General features: G+C 62.5%; 14 protein-coding genes and 1 tRNA gene. 8 read left to right on the forward strand and 7 right to left on the reverse strand.

The annotated features are described in order from the left end of the window. Window positions 1-97: 97 nt before the first annotated feature. Both AC1RTB_RS18590 and AC1RTB_RS18595 read left to right on the forward strand, forming a co-directional pair. Window positions 98-433 (forward strand): VOC family protein, encoded by a 336-nt coding sequence (locus AC1RTB_RS18590; protein ID WP_492880051.1) that lies wholly within the window; start codon window positions 98-100, stop codon window positions 431-433. Between the two features lie 201 nt (window positions 434-634). After that, window positions 635-709, forward strand: a tRNA-Gln gene (locus AC1RTB_RS18595). Between the two features lie 148 nt (window positions 710-857). Here AC1RTB_RS18595 and AC1RTB_RS18600 read toward each other — a convergent pair. After that, the gene (locus AC1RTB_RS18600) at window positions 858-3,941 is read right to left on the reverse strand and encodes an efflux RND transporter permease subunit (RefSeq protein ID WP_492880050.1); all 3,084 of its coding nucleotides are present in this window, start codon (window positions 3,939-3,941) and stop codon (window positions 858-860) included. Then, on the reverse strand, window positions 3,938-5,101 hold the full coding sequence (locus AC1RTB_RS18605; RefSeq protein ID WP_492880049.1) for an efflux RND transporter periplasmic adaptor subunit: 1,164 nt from the start codon (window positions 5,099-5,101) through the stop codon (window positions 3,938-3,940). Before AC1RTB_RS18605 ends, AC1RTB_RS18600 begins: the two co-directional genes overlap by 4 nt. 152 nt (window positions 5,102-5,253) lie before the next feature. Between AC1RTB_RS18605 and AC1RTB_RS18610 the strand changes: the two genes are divergently transcribed. Together AC1RTB_RS18610 and AC1RTB_RS18615 are read left to right on the forward strand one after the other, a co-directional pair. Beyond that, the gene (locus AC1RTB_RS18610) at window positions 5,254-5,802 is read left to right on the forward strand and encodes a TetR/AcrR family transcriptional regulator (protein WP_492880048.1); all 549 of its coding nucleotides are present in this window, start codon (window positions 5,254-5,256) and stop codon (window positions 5,800-5,802) included. A gap of 165 nt (window positions 5,803-5,967) precedes the next feature. Continuing rightward, window positions 5,968-6,735, forward strand: coding sequence for a glycosyltransferase family 25 protein (locus tag AC1RTB_RS18615; protein ID WP_492880047.1), 768 nt, complete (start codon window positions 5,968-5,970; stop codon window positions 6,733-6,735). Window positions 6,736-6,748: 13 nt separating this feature from the next. On the opposite strand, the gene smc is transcribed toward AC1RTB_RS18615, so the two are convergent. The 3 genes from smc to AC1RTB_RS18630 form a co-directional block, all read right to left on the reverse strand. Further along, entirely contained in the window at window positions 6,749-10,207 is a 3,459-nt protein-coding gene (gene smc / locus AC1RTB_RS18620; protein WP_492880046.1) for a chromosome segregation protein SMC, read from the reverse strand. Window positions 10,208-10,267: 60 nt separating this feature from the next. Continuing rightward, window positions 10,268-11,008 (reverse strand): DsbA family protein, encoded by a 741-nt coding sequence (locus AC1RTB_RS18625; RefSeq protein ID WP_492880045.1) that lies wholly within the window; start codon window positions 11,006-11,008, stop codon window positions 10,268-10,270. A gap of 143 nt (window positions 11,009-11,151) precedes the next feature. Next, window positions 11,152-11,649 (reverse strand): DUF721 domain-containing protein, encoded by a 498-nt coding sequence (locus tag AC1RTB_RS18630; RefSeq protein ID WP_492880044.1) that lies wholly within the window; start codon window positions 11,647-11,649, stop codon window positions 11,152-11,154. 58 nt (window positions 11,650-11,707) lie between these two features. Here AC1RTB_RS18630 and mutY point away from each other — a divergent pair, with 58 nt between their 5' ends. Both mutY and AC1RTB_RS18640 read left to right on the forward strand, forming a co-directional pair. Further along, window positions 11,708-12,820 carry an A/G-specific adenine glycosylase gene (gene mutY / locus AC1RTB_RS18635; protein ID WP_492880043.1) on the forward strand — a complete coding sequence of 371 codons (1,113 nt, stop codon included), beginning with the start codon at window positions 11,708-11,710 and terminating at the stop codon, window positions 12,818-12,820. A 7-nt stretch (window positions 12,821-12,827) separates the two neighbouring features. Further along, a complete protein-coding gene (locus AC1RTB_RS18640; RefSeq protein WP_492880042.1) occupies window positions 12,828-13,439 on the forward strand; it encodes an HAD family hydrolase in 612 nt (203 codons plus the stop codon). Between the two features lie 156 nt (window positions 13,440-13,595). Here AC1RTB_RS18640 and AC1RTB_RS18645 read toward each other — a convergent pair whose 3' ends face one another. Continuing rightward, window positions 13,596-14,729, reverse strand: a complete 1,134-nt coding sequence (locus AC1RTB_RS18645) for a site-specific DNA-methyltransferase (RefSeq protein WP_492880041.1) — start codon at window positions 14,727-14,729, stop codon at window positions 13,596-13,598. Between the two features lie 194 nt (window positions 14,730-14,923). On the opposite strand from AC1RTB_RS18645, the gene AC1RTB_RS18650 reads away from it, so the two are divergent. Continuing rightward, complete coding sequence (locus AC1RTB_RS18650; protein WP_492880040.1) at window positions 14,924-15,613, forward strand: HAD family hydrolase; 690 nt, start codon at window positions 14,924-14,926, stop codon at window positions 15,611-15,613. Between the two features lie 73 nt (window positions 15,614-15,686). Here AC1RTB_RS18650 and AC1RTB_RS18655 read toward each other — a convergent pair whose 3' ends face one another. Beyond that, complete coding sequence (locus AC1RTB_RS18655; protein WP_492880306.1) at window positions 15,687-16,283, reverse strand: hypothetical protein; 597 nt, start codon at window positions 16,281-16,283, stop codon at window positions 15,687-15,689. 126 nt (window positions 16,284-16,409) lie between these two features. Here AC1RTB_RS18655 and thrC point away from each other — a divergent pair, with 126 nt between their 5' ends. After that, window positions 16,410-17,807, forward strand: a complete 1,398-nt coding sequence (gene thrC / locus AC1RTB_RS18660) for a threonine synthase (RefSeq protein WP_492880039.1) — start codon at window positions 16,410-16,412, stop codon at window positions 17,805-17,807. The last annotated feature ends 8 nt before the right edge of the window (window positions 17,808-17,815 follow it).

Consider the following 17,815-nt stretch of genomic DNA (forward strand, 5'->3'; position numbering starts at 1 on the left):
TTGGCCTACAATCGATTAATGAACCGGCGCTACGACACGCTTGCAGGCATCGATCGCCTCATATAGAACATATCAGGAACAAACTTTGGAGACGACAATGCGCAAAACCGGCAAGCTCGACTATATCGAAATGGCCGCGGTTGGCGGCACGCTCGACCATGTCAAATCCTTCTACAGCGCGGCCTTCGGCTGGACCTTCACCGACTACGGCCCCGACTATGCGGCCTTCGCCGAAGGCCTCGACGGCGGGTTCCAGGCCCAGGTGCCGGCCAAGCCGCTGCCGATTCTCTATTCCGAAGCGCTGGAAGAAACCCTCGCGGCGGTCGAAGAGGCCGGCGGCACCATCGTCAAGCCGATCTTTGCCTTCCCCGGCGGACGGCGTTTCCACTTCGTCGATCCGGCCGGCAACGAGCTTGCCGTCTGGGGCGAATGATCGCCTGACGCATCGGCCCGAAAAGCGGTTTCGATCATCGGAAATCACGATGGCGCCAGCTGCCATTGCGGGACCGATGCTTGGCTTGCCCGAATGGATGCGCGGCACCTCAAGATGATGAGGAAAGCGGCAAAGACGCGATTGTGCTTTTGCCGCGCACTGCATATAAGGCGGCGGTCGATTGACTCGCCTGCGGCTCAATGGGGCGTCGCCAAGTGGTAAGGCATCGGTTTTTGGTACCGACATTCCCAGGTTCGAATCCTGGCGCCCCAGCCATATCTCCCAATTTTTGATATTCAGTCCGCTTCGTTGGAAGCCGACCATTGGCACGATCCGATTTCATCAGCGATCAGGCGGCACAACCCGCCAATGCGAAAGGCCCCGGATCGCTCCGGGGCCTTTCTCATTACATCCTTGGCTCGCCTCAGTGATGAGCCGGCTCGGCCATCTGCTTGGCGTCTGGCTCCTCGACGTGCACGGCCAGGTCCTTGCGGGCGATGAAGCTATAGAACATCGGCACCACAAACAGGGTGAAGACCGTTCCAACGAGCACGCCACAGAAGATCACCAGGCCCATCGAGTAACGCGCGGCTGCACCAGCACCCGAAGCGATGATCAGCGGCACGACGCCGAGCGCCATGGCGGCCGTCGTCATCAGGATCGGACGCAGGCGAACCTTGGCCGAAGCGATGATCGCCTCACGCCGCGACAGGCCGTGCTCCTCGCGCTGCTGGTTGGCGAATTCAACCAGCAGAATGCCGTGCTTGGTGATCAGTCCTATCAGTGTGATCAGACCGACCTGGGTGTAGATGTTCAGCGTCCCAAGCCCGAGATTGAGCGGCACGATGGCGCCGAAGATCGCCAGCGGCACCGACATCATGATGATGAGCGGGTCGCGGAAGCTCTCGAACTGTGCCGCCAGAACCAGGTAGATCACGACGATCGCCAGTGCGAAGGCGATCAGGATGGTGTTTCCCTGCTCGCTTTCCAGACGCGACTGGCCGGCATAGTCGATGAAGAAGCCGGCCGGCAGCAGCGGCCGGGCGATATCCTCGATCGTCTTCAAGCCATCGCCGGTGGTCACACCGGGCACCGGCAGCGCGGAAATCGTCGCCGAATTGAGCTGGTTGAACTGCTCGATCGCGGCCGGCGACGAGTTTGTCTTGATCGTCACGACAGCCGATAGCGGCACCATCTGGCCGTTGACGCTGCGGACATAGAACTCGCCGAGCTTCTCAGGGTTGCCACGGTACTGATCCGGCACCTGCATGATGATGTCGTAGCTGTTGGAATCGCGATCGAACTGGGCGATCGAACCACCGCCGACAAGCAGGCTCAGCGTCATGCCGATGTCACGCACCGACAGGTTGAGGGCCGCGGCCCGGTCACGGTCGATGGTCACGGTGACCTGCGGCGCATCGAAGGACAGCGAGTTCTGCACGACGATGAACCGACCCGAGGCCTGGGCCTTTGCCTTGATCTGCTCGGCCACCTCATAGACCTGGCTCGGATCGCCGGTCGACTGGACGACCACCGAGATCGGCAAGCCACCGCCGGCACCCGGCAAGGACGGGGGTGCAAACACCAGTGCTTCCACGCCGCTGACCTTGGACAGGCGCGCCTGGATGTCCGCCTGGATCTCCTTTTGCGAACGCGTACGGTCGGACCAATCCTTGAGCGCCCAGACGGCGAAGCCTGAATTGGTGCCGCCACCCATGCCGACGATGGAGAAGTTCGTCTTCAACTCAGGCAGATCCTTGGTGAGAGCGCGGATCTGGTCGGTGTAGAGACTGGTATAGTCGGATGTTGCGTAGCGCGGCGCGGTCACCAGCGCGAACAATGCGCCGGAATCTTCTTCAGGCGCCAGTTCGTTCGACGTCTTGAAGAACATGAAGGCGGTGACCGAAACAAGGGCTACGACAATCAGCAACGTCACCGGCCGATAGTTGAGCGAACCCGATACCAGCCGCTCGTAGCGGTTGGCGATGCGCTCGAACGTGCGGTCGACGAATTTTGCAAACCGGCTATGGTTGCCGGCCTTCAGCATGCGCGCCGACATCATTGGCGTGATCGTCACGGCGATGAAGCCGGAGAGGATGACAGCGCCTGCAAGCGTGACCGCGAACTCGCGAAACAGCGACCCGGTGAGGCCACCGGTGAACATGAGTGGAGCGAACACGGCCGCGAGCGTGATGGTCATGGCGACCACCGGCCCGAAGATCTCGCGCATGCCCTTGAACGCCGCCTGCATCGGCGACATGCCGTCTTCGATGTGGCGATGGATGTTCTCCACCACCACGATGGCGTCGTCGACAACCAGGCCGATCGCCAGCACCATGGCCAGCAGCGACAGAAGGTTGATCGAATAGCCCATCATCAACAGGATGAAACAGACGCCGATCAGCGACAGCGGAATGGTCACCACCGGCATCAACACCGAGCGGAACGAGCCGAGGAATAGCAGGATGACGACGACGACGATCGCGACCGCCTCGGCGATAGTCTTGAACACCTCGTCGATCGACGCACTGATCGTCTCGGTCGAGTCATAGACCATCGTAATGGTCATGCCTTCCGGCAAGCTCGCCCTGATCGCCGGCAATTCTTTGATCACCGCGGCAGCGGTGGTCAGCGGGTTGGCCGAAGGTGTCGGGAAGATACCGATGAAGGTGCCCGGCTCGCCATTGAAGTTGACGACGGTATCGGTGCTTTCGGCCGCCAGTTCCACTTGCGCCACGTCACGCAGCCTGACGACATTGCCATTTTCCGACTTGAGCGGCAGCTCGGCAAAGGCCTCCGGCGTCTGCAGCGTCGACTTCATGGTGATCGAATAGGCGACGTATTCGTTCTTGGTCTTGCCCGGTGCGGACAGGAAGTTGGACGCATTGATCGCCTGCAGGACCTCAGGCGCGGTAAGCCCGCGCGCCGCCAGCTTGACCGGATCGATCCAGACCCGCATCGAATACTTGGCCGCACCCAGGACCTGCACCTCGGCAACGCCCTCGATGGTCGAGACGCGCGGCCGAATGACGCGCTCGATATACTCGGTCAGTTGCTCGGCCGTCATGTTGGGGTTCTGCATCGCCAGGTACATGATGGCGAACTGCATGCCCGTACCCTTGACGATCGTCGGGTCCTCGGCGTCGGTCGGCAGTTGCCCGCGCACCTGCTGGACCTTCGACATGACCTCGGTCAGCGCCGTATCCGGGTTGGAGCCGAGCTTCATCTGCACGGTCACGGTGCTGGACGACGGGCTGCTCTGCGACTTGACGTAGTCGATGTTTTCGGTTGTCGCCACCGCGGCGGCGATCGGCGCGGTGATGAAGCCCTGGATAAGGTCAGCACTGGCTCCAGCATAGACGGTGGAGATGGTGATCACCGTCTCCTCGACCTCTGGATATTGCCGGACGGACAGGTTGAACAGCCCCTGGAAACCCAGGAGCAGGATCATGAGGGCCACGACCGTCGAAAGGACGGGGCGGCGGATGAAGATGTCAGAGAAATTCATTTTGCAGGTGCCTTCGCATCGGTCGAGGCAACAGGCGAGACAGTGTTGTCGACCTTGACCGGGGTACCGTTGGAGAGCCTGTTTTGTCCGGCAACGACGAGTTCGTCACCGAAGGAAACACCTTCGGTTATCTCGACACGGCCTTCCGAACGACGGCCAACCTTGACGAATATCTGCTTGACCGCGAGCGCCGGCTCGGCCTGCTCCTTGGCCGGTGCGGCGGCGGCGGCTCCGGACGCTTCGGCCTTTTCGGCAGGGCGCACGACATAGACAAAGTCGCCGTAGAGGCTGGTGGTCAGCGCCGTCAGCGGCACGGCTATGACACCGTCTTCCTCGGGAAGCACGACACGCACGCGCACGAACTGGCCCGGGCTCAGCTTGCCATCCGGGTTGTTGATCTTTGCGCGGACCGAAACCAGGCGGCTCTGCGGGTCGACCTTCGGATCGATGCCGACGACCGAACCAATGAATGGCATGTCGCCTTCATTCACACCGAAACGCACTGGCTGGCCCATCTTCAAAAGGTCAAGCTGCTGCTCGGGAACGGCGAAATCCGCCCGCATCGTGTCGAGATCCTGAAGTGTCGCAACGATGGTCCCGGGCTGAAGATACTGACCAACGTCGACTCTCGGAATGCCGATCGTGCCGGAGAACGGCGCGCGCAATTGCTTCTGGTCGAGCACGGCCTGCAGCTTCTCGACTTGCGAGGCCGAGGTGGAAGCAGCCGCGCTAGCCGAGTCGCGTACGACATCGGAGCCGACACCGCGCTGCTGCAAGGCGACTGCCCGATCAAACAACTGCTGGTCGAGCGCGGCCTGCGTCTTGGCGGCGGCCAGGTCGGCCTGCTGCACGCTGTCGTCGAGCTGAATGAGCACGTCGCCCTTGTTCACGCGCTGGTTTGCCGTGAACTTGATCTCCTTGACGATACCGGTCGTTTCGACGGTCAGGTCGACACCTTGCGACGCTGCGACCGTGCCGATCGTTTCGATGCCGGGCGTCCAGGGAGCGGGCTCGACCTTGGCGGTCGCAACGGTGACCGATGCGACAGGCATATTGGCGAAGAATTGCTGGATTGCGCTGTCGCGGAACATATTGAAACCAACGATGCCGCCGCAAACCAGGACAAGCAATACGATAGCGATGATGAGACGCTTAATCAAAGGAGATCCCCAATCGGTAAGGAATCGGCACAAGGGCGAGCCGTGATGCACATTGGACTTTTTTCTTGGAAAACCCAAGAGTGAGGGGCTTACTGTACCGGCTGGACGGTATTGTCAATCCACGATAATGTGATCCGAACGGAGACACCACAATGTCGGGCCACAGACCAAGCTCTCGCGAAAAAATCCTCGCCGCCGCCGCGGAACTGGCGGATATCGTCGGCCCGGGCCACCTGTCGCTCGACGCGGTCGCCCAGCGCGCCGGCGTCTCCAAAGGTGGGCTCCTCTACAACTTCCCGAGCAAGGCCAAGCTGATGCAGGCCCTGGTCGAGGACTATATTAAGAGCTTCGAGGACGCGCTCGCGGCAAAGGCGGCCAGCAAAAGCGCCGACACGCCCGACAACGGCCTTGCCGCCTATATCGAACTTTCCGCCGAGGAATGCGGGCAGAAGCAGCCATCCGCGGCAGGCGTACTGGCAGCCCTTGCCGAAGACCCTGATTTCCTCAACCCCGTCAGGGATTTCAAGCGCAACCTGCTCGACCGCCTGAAGGAGGAAACGCCCGACCAAGCCAAGCTGATCGTGGCATTTCTGGTCATTGAAGGGCTGCGCAGCATGAAGCTTTTCGACATGGACATTCTCCATGAAGATGAACGCGACATGGCGCTTTCTTATCTGCTCGCCGAAGCAGCCGCATCATAGATCATCGACAGTGATGCCAGCAGGCCTCACGATTTTTTCACTATACGCTGAGCAATTTTTATGAGATTCAAACGCCGCATAAAATATCTTGCATTCGAACGCGTGGTCATGTTGCCCGATGATCGCGCGCTAATTTAGCGGTACACCCTTTAAGTGAGCCACTATATGACTTCGCCTTTGCCCGTCACGTACGTCGTGACAGTGGATGTCGAAGCTGGGCCTCGTCGCAAGTCGGCGCGCGCGCAGCTTTCAGCAATCGCATGGTCTTTCGCATTCGTCGAGGGACTGACGCCGCAATCCACTGAAACCATTGAGCTTTACGACCCAAAGCGAAACCGTCGGCGTTCAAAGCGCCCGCTCGCGCCAGCTGAAGTGGCAGCCTACGCCAGTCACCGCAAGGCAATGCGGGCGTTTTTGGATACCGACGCACCGATAGGTCTGATCCTTGAGGACGATTTCCGTCTGCTCGAGCCGGCAGCCTTCGCCGCGCGCGTCTCAGCGCTGCAACAGGCACCGGTCGAATGGGACATTCTCAAGCTCTTCGACTTCCAGGAGCGCCCGATCGTGGAATCGGTGACGGTGGCGGACATCTCGATCGTGTCGCATGGCAGCCCGACCGCCGGCATGGTCGGCTACCTCATCACGCGGCGCGGGGCGGAGCGCATGCTCAGCCGGCCAACCGTCTACCGGCAGATCGACGAGGACATCAAGTTCTTCTGGGAACTGGAACTGCGTGTGCTGTCGGTGCATCCCAACCTCGTCACCGACGTCAGCCACGAGCTTGGCGGCAGCATGATCGAGGCGGAGCGCACGGAGATCAAGCAGCAGCGCCATTGGACGGTGTCACTCAAGGGTATTGGCCAGACCGTGCTGCGTCAGTTCAACTATCGCCGCCACCGCAAGCGCTACGGCCTCAAGCTCAAAAGCACTTGAACCATAGCAGGGCTTAGCTCGCCTCGCGCAGGGCTTCGGCCGCCTGGAGATCGACCGACACCAGCTGGCTCACGCCCTGCTCGGCCATGGTCACGCCGAACAGGCGGTTCATCCGCGCCATGGTGATCGGGTTGTGGGTGATGACGACGAAGCGCGTCTCGGTCGACGCCGCCATCTCGTCCATCAGATTGCAGAAACGCTCGACATTGTGGTCGTCGAGCGGTGCGTCGACCTCATCGAGCACGCAGATCGGCGCGGGGTTGGTCAGGAACACGGCGAAGATCAGCGCCATTGCCGTCAGTGCCTGTTCGCCGCCTGACAACAGCGTCATCGTCTGCGGCTTCTTGCCGGGCGGGCGGGCCAGGATTTCGAGGCCGGCTTCGAGCGGATCCTCCGACTCGATGAGCTGAAGCTCGGCCGTGCCGCCGCCGAACAGATGGGTGAACAGCCGCCGGAAATGGCCGTTGACGAGATCGAAAGCCGCCAGAAGGCGTTCGCGGCCCTCGCGGTTCAGCCCCTGGATGCCTTGCCGGAGCTTGCGGATCGCCTCGATGATGTCCTCGCGCTCGGAGACGATTGCCTCCAGGCGGTCTGACAATTCCTTTTGTTCTTCTTCGGCGCGCAGATTGACGGCACCAAGCCGCTCACGTTCGATCTTGAGGCGCTCCAGTGTCCGTTCGATCTCGACTGGATCCGGCATCGGGCTGTCGACCTCAAGGCCGGTATGGCGGATGACAAGATGCGGCGGCGTATTCAGCACCTCCTGGATACGCGCCTCGACCTCGCGGCGGCGTTCGTCTGCGGCAGTCAGGCGTTCCTCGGCACGCGCCCTCGCCTCGCGCGCTTCGGCCAATCCCTGAATGGCAGCAGTCGCGGCCTTGTCGAGCACGGCTTGCTTGTTTTCCGCATCCTGAAGTCGGTCGGACACTTCCTTGCGCAAGGCTTCGGCCTGCGTGAGTTGCGACATCAGAGCCCGGCGGCGGGCATCGAGTTCGTCGGGCGCCTCGGCCAGCACCTCGCGCTCGGCCGCGGCTTCCTCGCGCCGTTCGGCAAGCGCTTCGATCTGTTCAGCGGCACTTTCGGCGCGCAGCACCCAGCTCTGGCGCTCGGCGGCGATGGACGTCAGCCGGCGCGCCCTCGCCTCGGCCTCGCGATTGAGGCCGTCATGCACGGCGCGTGCGTCGGCAACCGCCGACCGGTCGCGTGCGACGGCGCCGGAAAGCTGCTCAAGGCGCGCCTGGAGATCGGCGAGATCAGGTGCCGAGCCAAACATGTCCTCGGCCTCGACATAACTTGCCTGTGCCTCCTCATGCGCATCGGCGACACGAGCGCGCGCTTCGTCCAAGGCAGCGCGGCGGCTTGTCAGCTCGCCAGCAGCCTTTTCGGCCTGAGCCAACGCATCGCGTGCGGCACTCACCTGATGTTGCGCATCGCGCCATGCCTGGCGTGCCTGCCGCTCGGCCTCGGTGTTTTCGCGCACGGCATTTTCGGCACGCGCCAGCCCTTCTTCGGCAGCCCGGACCAGAAGCGTCGCCTGAACCGCCTCGGCATCGAGTTCGGCAAGCCGGTTCTTCTGCGCAAGCCGTTGAGCGGCGGCGGTCGGTGCGTCAGCGCTTGCGGTCAGCCCATCCCAGCGCCACAGCCCACCTTCGCGGCTGACCAGACGCTGGCCGGGCGAGAGCAGCGGCTGAAGCCGTGCCGCATCAGCGGCATCGATGACGCCAATCTGCGCCAGACGGCGCGCCAGCTGATGCGGCGCGCGAACCACCTCAGCGAGGCTACGCACGCCATCCGGCAACTTGGGATCGCTTGCGGCTGGCTTGGTATCGCCCCAGTGGACAGGCGCGGCGCGGTCAAGGGCAGCTTCGAGGTCGTCGCCAAGTGCCGCACCAAGGGCCGTCTCGAAGCCGCGCTCGACGCCGATCTGCTCCAGCACGGCCGGAAAAAGATCGCCCGAAGCGGCGTTGATGATCTTGGCAAGCGTGCGCGCCTCGGTCTCGATGCCCGCGAGTTCGGCCTTCGCCTCTTGCAACGGCGCACGAGATGAAGCCTCCGCCTGCCGTGCCTCAATGACAGCGCGCTCGGCCTCGGTGGCGGCGAACTCCGCCTCTTCGAGCGCCTCCTGGGCGGCCTCGGCCAGCATCTGCTTTTCCGCCGGGTCGGCGAGCGCAGAAATACGCGCGGCGATTTCGCCGGCCTCGCGATCAAGTTCGGTTAGCTGGCGGGCAAAACGGTCGCGGCGATCGGCGGCATCACGCATGGCGCGTTCGGCCTGGGTGCGACCGGCAGCCGCCTCGGCGCGCTCGGCTGTCGCGCGACCAAGCTCGGCCTCGGTCAGCGCCAGCGTCGCCATCGCCTCTTCGAAGGCCGCGCGGGTATGCGTCTCGCGATCGGTGGCGCCGGCATTTTCGTCGTTGAGCGCTTTCTCTTCGCCATCGAGGCGCGACAGGATCGCGGCATTGTCGCCGATCATGCGCTGCTCGCGAGCGATGTCGGCGTCGAGCTGCTGCAGGCGCCGGTCGAGTTCGCTCTGGCGTGAATTGATGCGGCCGGCTTCTTCCTCAAGCTGGGAGCGGGCAATGGAAAGGCGCTGGAAGGTCGCAGCGGCCGCAGCTGCGGCATCGCGCATCTCGGGCAGCTTGTGGGCGCCGATGGCCTGATCCCTGGCGGCCGCCATCTGGGCAGCGGCGCGGTCGCCGACAAGAGCGGTGGCAGTGGCAAGCGCCGATTGCGCCTCGCCTTCCTGTACCTTGGCCAGCGTCCAGCGCAGATGCAGCAATGTCGCTTCCGCCTTGCGGATATCGGCCGACAGGTTCTTGAAGCGCGAAGCCTGGCGCGCCTGGCGCTTCAGGCTTTCGATCTGGCTTTCGAGTTCGCCAACGACATCGTCGAGGCGTTCGAGGTTCTGCTCGGCGGCGCGCAGGCGCAATTCAGCTTCGTGGCGGCGCGTGTGCAGGCCCGAAATGCCGGCCGCCTCTTCAAGCAGCGCGCGGCGCGCCTGCGGTTTTGCCTGGATCAGCTCACCGATGCGGCCCTGCCCCACCATCGAGGGCGAGCGCGCGCCTGTCGACTGGTCGGCGAACAGCAGCTGTACGTCCTTGGCGCGGGCTTCCTTGCCGTTGATGCGATAGATCGAGCCAGCCTCGCGCTCGATGCGGCGCGATACCTGCAATTCGTCGGCATCGTTGAAAGAGGCGGGCGCTGTCCGGTCGGTGTTGTCGAGAAACAGCGTCACTTCGGCGGTGTTGCGCGCCGGCCGTGTGCCGGAGCCCGAGAAGATGACGTCGTCCATGCCCGAGGCGCGCATGTTCTTGTATGAGCTTTCGCCCATCACCCAGCGCAGTGCTTCGACCAGATTGGATTTGCCGCAGCCATTCGGCCCGACGATACCGGTGAGGCCGCGTTCGATGACGAACTCGCCGGGCTCGACAAAGGATTTGAAACCGAGGAGGCGGAGGCGCGAAAACTTCATTCGCGCCATTCCGCACGGAAGGGTGCACCGAAGCTGCGTTGCCTCGGTGCTATGAACATATCAGAGCATGCCGTCGATAACCGCCGACATTTCCTCAATCGTCATTGCCCCTTTGTAGACATTCCCGTTGATGAAGAAGGTCGGCGTCGAGTCGACCTTGAAATCCTTCTCGCCGCGGGCGCGCACTGCCCTGATATCGTCCAGAAGCTTCTGGTCAGTCAAGCAGGCTTCGAACGACTCCTGTGTAAAGCCGGCGAGCTTGGAAATCTGCAGCAGAGCGTCCTTGGGGGTCTGCGAAGCCGCCCAGTTCGACTGCTGCTTGAACAGCACGTCGACCATCGGGAAGTAGTTATCCTTCGAGCAGCGCGCAAGCATGAAGCCTGCTTCGGCCAGCGGATCGAAGGGGAACTCGCGGTAGATCAGCCGCACCTTGCCGGTGTCGATGTATTTGGTCTTGAGCTCTGGCAGCGTCGTCTCGTGGAAATGCGCGCAATGCGGGCAGGTCATCGAGGCGTATTCAACGATGGTGACAGGCGCATCGGCCTTGCCCAGCGACATGTCAGGCAGGCTGCCGGCTTCGAGCAGCTTGGCCATGTCGACCGAGCCCTGCGAGACGGGAGCCTTTACAGCAGGTGCCGCTGGCGCAGCCGGCGTTGCTGCCGGGGTCGCCGGTTCGGCAGGCTTGGCAGGCGTTGCTGCGTTGGCCTGCTCGCCGGAGTCGCTGCAAGCGGAAAGCAACGCTGCTGCCGATACGGCTGCGAGCCCGGTAAGTGCGGTCCTGCGAGAAATGGAACGGAGCATACGAATCACCTGACGATGGTTGGATTTTGCGATGTTCAGATACGTGAAAGCGATAGTTGGCGCGAATTAAGGCATGGCTGTCCCCAAACCAATCGCGATTATCCGCACGTGCGATCACAAATACGCGAGAAAGACGGCAAATTCTACTTTCGGCTGCCCAGGATGCTCGCCCCAAGCTTTTCCAGCGAAGCCTTCAGGCCCTCGTCTTCTATGTACTGGACCGCTCCCGCCAGCTTGCCCTGCTCGGCGTCGGTGAGCTTGCGCAGGCGCGGACGAGCCTTGGCCGCGGCCGAAGACACCGGCTTCTGCACGATGCGAATGCGGCCGATGGCGTTGAAGCCGAGATAAGAATTGACCCGGCCGATGATCTCGCCGGTTTCGTGCTGGAGGTGAAGTGCCGCCGGTCCGGAGCAGGCAACGATCAGCACCGCCGGCGCGAACGGGTCGTCCTCATGCATGCGCCGCGGCCATTGGATCTTTTCGGGCCTTGTGTTGTGGGCCAGGCGCGGCCCGACGATCTCTTCCCATGACTGGATAAGCCCGACGGAAATGCCGGTGCGCTTGCGCAGCACCGGATCAAGGATCGCGTTTGCCAGATCGCTGACCGGAACGGGATTGCCCGTCCACCTTTTCCCTGCCATGTCGTTCTCCAGAAATGACCCTGTCGACACGCAACGCCGAAGGCAGTCCAACCCATCAATGGCATCCCGAACCGATCCCCGCAAGCACGCCACGGATATGGACGGCACCATCGCCGCCCTCTTGCTCGGCTGGTATGACGTCCATCATCGCGAGTTGCCCTGGCGCACTGCCCCAAGCGACCTGAAGCGTGGCATCAAACCCGACCCGTACCGTGTCTGGCTCTCCGAAATCATGCTCCAGCAGACCACCGTCGAGGCGGTGAAGCCCTATTTTCGGGCATTTCTGGACAAATGGCCCGATGTCGGTGCTCTCGCTGCGGCCGAAACCGAAGACGTCATGAAGGCCTGGGCCGGGCTCGGTTATTATTCACGTGCCCGCAACCTCAAAATCTGCGCCGAAACGGTGGCGCTTTTGCCCGACGCACGTTTCCCCGACAGCGAAGACGGCCTGCGCGCCTTGCCCGGCATCGGACCTTATACAGCAGCGGCGATCGCCTCTATCGCCTTCAACCGGCCGGCAGCCGTTGTCGACGGCAATGTCGAGCGCGTGGTCACGCGGCTGTTTTCGATCGCAACGCCCCTGCCCCAGGCCAAGGTCGAAATCCGCGCCCATGTCGAACGCATGCTGGCCGTCGCGCGGCCCGGCGATTTCGCCCAGGCGATGATGGATCTCGGCGCCACCATCTGCACGCCGCGCCGGCCGCGCTGCATGCTGTGTCCGCTTCGTCAGGATTGCAGCGCAGTCGTCTCAGGCGATCCCGAATTCTATCCGGTCAAACCGGCCAAGGCGGAACGGCCGCAGCGTCGCGGTGCGGCCTTCGTCGCAGTCAGGAACGACGGCGCGGTGCTTTTGCGCAAGCGTGCGGGCAAGGGTCTGCTTGGTGGCATGACCGAAGTGCCGACGACCGACTGGACCTCACGCGTCGATGGCGCGACCGGTGCGGACAGCGCGCCGTTCGCCGCGAACTGGCAGCGTGCCGGCACAATTTCCCACGTTTTTACCCATTTCGCGCTCGATCTCGACGTGTTTCGCACTGACGCAACCTCGGATCAGGCGCCCGACGGCCACTTCTGGTCGGCGGCCAGCGACCTCGCCGGCGAAGCCTTGCCAAGCGTCATGAAAAAAGTCATCGAAGCTGCCATACCGGGCGCAACGAAACGAGGACGCTAGCCAAACCATGAGCGAAATCCGCCACATCGTCTACGATATCGGCAAGGTTCTGATCCACTACGACCCCGACCTGCCCTTCAGCCATATCATCCCCGATCCGGTCGAACGCCGCTGGTTCTTCGACAATGTCTGCACCAGCGAGTGGAACATCGAACAGGATCGCGGACGCACCTGGGAAGAGGCCGAAGCGCTGCTGATCGCCGATTTTCCCGAGCATGAAAACAGCATCCGCGCCTTCCGGCAAAACTGGCACGCCATGGTGCCGCACGCCTATGACGACTCCGTCGCCTTGATGGCAGGCCTTGTCGACGCCGGCCACGATGTCACCATGCTGACCAACTGGGCGTCCGACACATTTCGCGAGGCCAAAGGTCGCTTTCCGTTCCTGGAAAGACCGCGCGGCGTGACGGTTTCGGGCGACATAGGGCTGATCAAGCCGGACCGCCGCATCTACGATCACCACGTCGCATCCTTCGGTATCGATCCAAAGGCTTCGCTGTTCATCGACGACAGCCAGAAAAATGTCGATGGCGCCATTGCCGCCGGCTGGCAGGCGGTGCTGTTCACAAATGCGAAAACGCTCGAGGCGGACCTCGAGCGTCTCGGGATCGGACGGTGACTGGAAGCCGGCCGATCAGCGAAATCCGGAGCGCCTAGGCGCCCGGAATTCGAATATCTATCGCAGGATCGGGAAGGCGTCTGCAGGGCCAGATCGGGCTAATCATGGAGCCTGTGCGCCGGTTGCCGATCCTGGCCCGGCGCGACGGCTGATCGCTCAGGCCCCAGCCTTTTCCATGCCGACGCGCACGATGCGGCGCAGTTCGTCGATCTCGGTCAGGCCGCCGGCACGCTCATAGTGCCAGAAGGTCCAGCCGTTGCAGGCATCGAATCCTTGGACCGCAGCACCGACGCGGTGGATCGAACCGGCGATATCGCCGACTGCCAGCGTGCCATCGGCGCGAACTTTTGCCGCCCAGCGTTTCTTGGCATCGTAAAGCGTGGCCCCAGGCGCCAGCAGGCCCATGTCGAGCAGGCTGCCGAAAGCGACGCGCGGCTCGGCGCGCTTGCCGGTCAAGACGGTGAGTGAGGGACCGTCGAGCGGCCGCACCGAAGCGATGCGCTCATTGGCGGCGTCGATATAGGCTTGTTCGCGCTCGATGCCGACGAAGTGGCGGCCAAGACGCTTGGCGACAGCACCGGTCGTGCCCGAGCCGAAGAACGGGTCAAGCACCACGTCGCCAGGCTTGGTCGAGGCCATCATGATGCGGGCCAGCAGCGCTTCCGGCTTCTGCGTCGGGTGCAGCTTGTTGCCGTCGTCGTCCTTGAGGCGCTCACCGCCGGTGCAGATCGGAAACAGCCAGTCCGAGCGCATCTGGACGTCTTCGTTCGACGCCTTCAACGCATCGTAATTGAAGGTGTAGTTCTTGCCCTTCTGGTCGCGCGAGGCCCAGATCATGGTCTCATGGGCATTCTGGAAACGACGGCCGCGGAAATTGGGCATCGGGTTGGTCTTGCGCCAGACGACATCGTTGAGGATCCAGAAGCCGAGATCCTGCATCGTGGCGCCGACACGGAAGATGTTGTGGTACGAGCCGATGACCCAGATCGTGCCGTTGGGCTTGAGCACGCGGCGGGCAGCCAGGAGCCAGGCGCGGGTGAAGGCGTCGTAGGCCGCGAAGCTCTCGAACTGGTCCCAGTGATCGTCGACCGCGTCGACCTTCGACTGGTCCGGGCGATGCAGGTCGCCTTCAAGCTGAAGGTTGTAAGGCGGATCGGCGAAAATGATGTCGACCGAATTGGACGGCAGCTTGTCGAGTGCTGCGATGCAATCACCCTTGATGACGGTGTCGAGCCATTCGGACGGCTTGGGCGTGCGGGAAAGTTGATCGAGAGGACGCACTGCTGACATTCTGATACCCGGGATGACGCGTTACTGTTTACTCGCCGTTATGGTTACCGATCAGCGTAAACAATTGATGAAGCGGGCCTTCTAATTTGCGGATCTAGCCAGAATGGTGTAATCGCCGCGCCTTGAACTTTTCCGCCCGCGCCCCGCCCGCGCCCCGGCCGCGCCCCGGCGCCGCCCCCATTTTCCGGACCGTCATGACCCAGCCAGACCTAGTGATATTCGATTGCGACGGCGTGCTCGTCGATTCCGAAATCATCGCCGCCCGCATCGAGGCAGAGCTTCTGACCTCGGCTGGCTTCGAGATATCAGCCGAAGAGATCGCCGAGAGCTATGCCGGCCTGACCTTCAAGGACATCCTGCTCAGGATCGAGGAGAAGTCGGCGATCCCGTTCCAGGCCTCCCTGATCAGCCAGGCCGAGGATTTGGTCGACCGCCGCCTCAAGACCGACGTGCGCGCCATCGACGGCGTGCACGAAGCAGTGGCTGCCGTCACAGCCCCGCGCTGCATCTGCTCCAATTCGACAAGCGAGCGCATCGAAATGATGCTCGAGCACACCCGCATCCTGCCGCTGTTCAAGGGCCGCATCTTTTCGGCACTGGAAACACCCAGCAAGAAGCCGAAACCTTCGCCCGACGTCTTCCTGCACGCGGCAACCACCTATGGCGCCAATCCGGCCAACACCTTCGTCATCGAGGATTCGGTGCACGGCATATCAGGTGCGGTTTCAGCCGGCATGCGTGTCATCGGCTTCACCGGCGGCGCGCACAGCTATCCAGGCCATGCCGACATGCTGACCGAGGCTGGCGCTGAAACGGTGATTCGCCGCTGGGCCGACCTTGGCAGCGTGCTTGAAGCGCTGAGCATGTGGTCGGAAAACGCCTGAAACGAAAGCGCCGGCTTAGAGCCCCATTCTGATTCGGAATGGGGCTCTAAGCCGGCGCTTTGCCTGGTCGAGTTTACTTCGCCTTTTTCGGCTTCTTCTCCGGGCTGTCGTCAAAGCCCGCGAAAATCTGGATGTCGCGCGCGGTCGGAATCGGGATCACGACATTCGGTACCGTGAAGACGAACTGCGTGGCCGTCGACGGATCGGTGACCTGCACGACGTTCTTGTGAAGCTGCGAGTAGAGCACTTCGCTGCCGCGGGTCACCGCAATGCGGATCGGCATGTTGACCGTTCCCGCGCCACCGGCCGGACCGACCACCACCTTGCCGGCCACGCCAACCTTGATGGTCATCTGACCATCGGCGCGCGTGCAGCTGCGGGTGACGTCGGTGATCGCCGATTGGTGGACCAGCTTGGCCGGGTCGTCCTGGCCGCCCTTGGCGTAGCTGTTGAAGAAGGCCGTGCCGTCACGCAACGTGACACCGGGGCAATAAGCGAGCAACTCGCTGGCGAGGATCTTGCCTTCATCGGCCGCAACCTGCTGGGGATCCTTCGGGGTGGGGCTAAAAAAGCCGCCGCTGCCGCCAGATTGGCAACCTGCGACGGCGAGCATAAAGCCGGCGGTCGCCAAAGCCGTCATAAAACGGCCGTCGATCAAACGAAACACCATGAACTGCACTTCCCTCTCGCAAAGCAGTCGTTCTATACCAATCGCGCGGCAAAAATGCGACTGACAGAGCGTAGTTTTCCCGTCCTGCCGTAGGCAGCAGGTCGCATCGCCTTGGAACGGATAGCTATGCACTATGTGAGCACCCGCGGGGAAGCTCCCGCACTCGGATTTTCTGACGCTGTACTTGCCGGCCTCGCCCGCGACGGCGGCCTTTACCTCCCCGCCGTGTGGCCGCAATTCAGCGCGGCCGAGATTCGCGCCATGCGCGGCCTGAGCTATTCCGACCTGGCGATCAGGCTTTTGACCCCGTTCCTCGGCGGTGAAATCAAGCAGGACGTCTTCGAGCGCCTGGTGCGTGAGGCATATGGCACCTTCCGCCACCAGGCGGTGTGCCCGCTGGTCCAGACCGGCGCCAACAGCTTCGTGCTCGAACTGTTCCATGGCCCGACGCTCGCCTTCAAGGACGTCGCGATGCAGTTGCTGGCACGGCTGATGGACCATGTGCTTGCCGAACGCGGCCAGCACGCGACCATTGTAGGTGCCACCTCAGGCGATACCGGCGGCGCTGCGATCGATGCTTTTGCCGGACGCGAACGCACCGACATCTTCATCCTGTTCCCGCATGGCCGCGTCTCGCCGGTGCAGCAGCGCCAGATGACGACCTCGACGGCGGCAAATGTCCACGCCCTGTCGATCGAGGGAAATTTCGACGATTGCCAGGGCCTGGTCAAAGACATGTTCAACGACCACGGCTTCCGTGACCGGGTGCAGCTGTCTGGCGTGAATTCGATCAACTGGGCCCGCATCATGGCTCAGATCGTCTATTATTTCTCCTCGGCCATCTCGCTCGGCGCACCTGACAGGCCAGTCTCCTTCACCGTGCCGACCGGCAATTTCGGCGACATCTTCGCCGGTTATGCCGCCAAGAAAATGGGCCTGCCGATCGACCAGCTGATCATCGCCACCAACGACAACGATATCCTCGCTCGCACGCTTTCGAGCGGCGAATACCGCCAAACCGGGGTCGTGGCGACAACCTCGCCATCGATGGACATCCAGGTGTCGTCCAACTTCGAACGCCTGCTGTTCGAGGCTTCCGACCGCGACGCTGCGCTGGTGCGCCGCTACATGGCGAGCCTCAAGCAGTCCGGTGTCTTCACCATCGAAAACAAGGCGCTCGCCAGCATCCGTGCTGAATTCCAGGCCGGCCGCGCCGACATGAACGAGACAGCGGCAACCATCCGCTCAACGCTTGAAGAAAGCGGCTATCTGCTCGACCCGCATACAGCAACAGCCGTGCATGTGGCAGCCGGCCAGCCCAAAAGCGCAGTGCCGATGGTGGTGCTCGCCACCGCTCATCCGGCAAAATTTCCGGCTGCGGTGAAGGCTGCCTGCGACATTGAGCCCACCCTGCCAAAATGGCTGTCGGGGCTGATGGAACGTAAGGAAAAGTTCACGGTACTTCCATCAGAGATAAAAATGGTGGAAGATTACATTAGCCGCCGTACACGAGCGGCGGGTTAGGGAGTACG

The organism is Aminobacter sp. GW821-FHT11F06, assembly GCF_058808215.1.

Excerpts from the sequence above, each read along its gene's own strand:
- AC1RTB_RS18630 (WP_492880044.1), bottom strand. The coding sequence starts at position 11,649 with ATGGCAGGGAAAAGGTGGACGGGCAATCCCGTTCCGGTCAGCGATCTG.
- mutY (WP_492880043.1), top strand. The coding sequence starts at position 11,708 with ATGGCATCCCGAACCGATCCCCGCAAGCACGCCACGGATATGGACGGC.
- AC1RTB_RS18640 (WP_492880042.1), top strand. The coding sequence starts at position 12,828 with ATGAGCGAAATCCGCCACATCGTCTACGATATCGGCAAGGTTCTGATC.
- AC1RTB_RS18590 (WP_492880051.1), top strand. The coding sequence starts at position 98 with ATGCGCAAAACCGGCAAGCTCGACTATATCGAAATGGCCGCGGTTGGC.
- AC1RTB_RS18615 (WP_492880047.1), top strand. The coding sequence starts at position 5,968 with ATGACTTCGCCTTTGCCCGTCACGTACGTCGTGACAGTGGATGTCGAA.
- AC1RTB_RS18610 (WP_492880048.1), top strand. The coding sequence starts at position 5,254 with ATGTCGGGCCACAGACCAAGCTCTCGCGAAAAAATCCTCGCCGCCGCC.
- AC1RTB_RS18645 (WP_492880041.1), bottom strand. The coding sequence starts at position 14,729 with ATGTCAGCAGTGCGTCCTCTCGATCAACTTTCCCGCACGCCCAAGCCG.
- AC1RTB_RS18600 (WP_492880050.1), bottom strand. The coding sequence starts at position 3,941 with ATGAATTTCTCTGACATCTTCATCCGCCGCCCCGTCCTTTCGACGGTC.
- AC1RTB_RS18625 (WP_492880045.1), bottom strand. The coding sequence starts at position 11,008 with ATGCTCCGTTCCATTTCTCGCAGGACCGCACTTACCGGGCTCGCAGCC.
- thrC (WP_492880039.1), top strand. The coding sequence starts at position 16,410 with ATGCACTATGTGAGCACCCGCGGGGAAGCTCCCGCACTCGGATTTTCT.
- smc (WP_492880046.1), bottom strand. The coding sequence starts at position 10,207 with ATGAAGTTTTCGCGCCTCCGCCTCCTCGGTTTCAAATCCTTTGTCGAG.
- AC1RTB_RS18655 (WP_492880306.1), bottom strand. The coding sequence starts at position 16,283 with ATGGTGTTTCGTTTGATCGACGGCCGTTTTATGACGGCTTTGGCGACC.
- AC1RTB_RS18650 (WP_492880040.1), top strand. The coding sequence starts at position 14,924 with ATGACCCAGCCAGACCTAGTGATATTCGATTGCGACGGCGTGCTCGTC.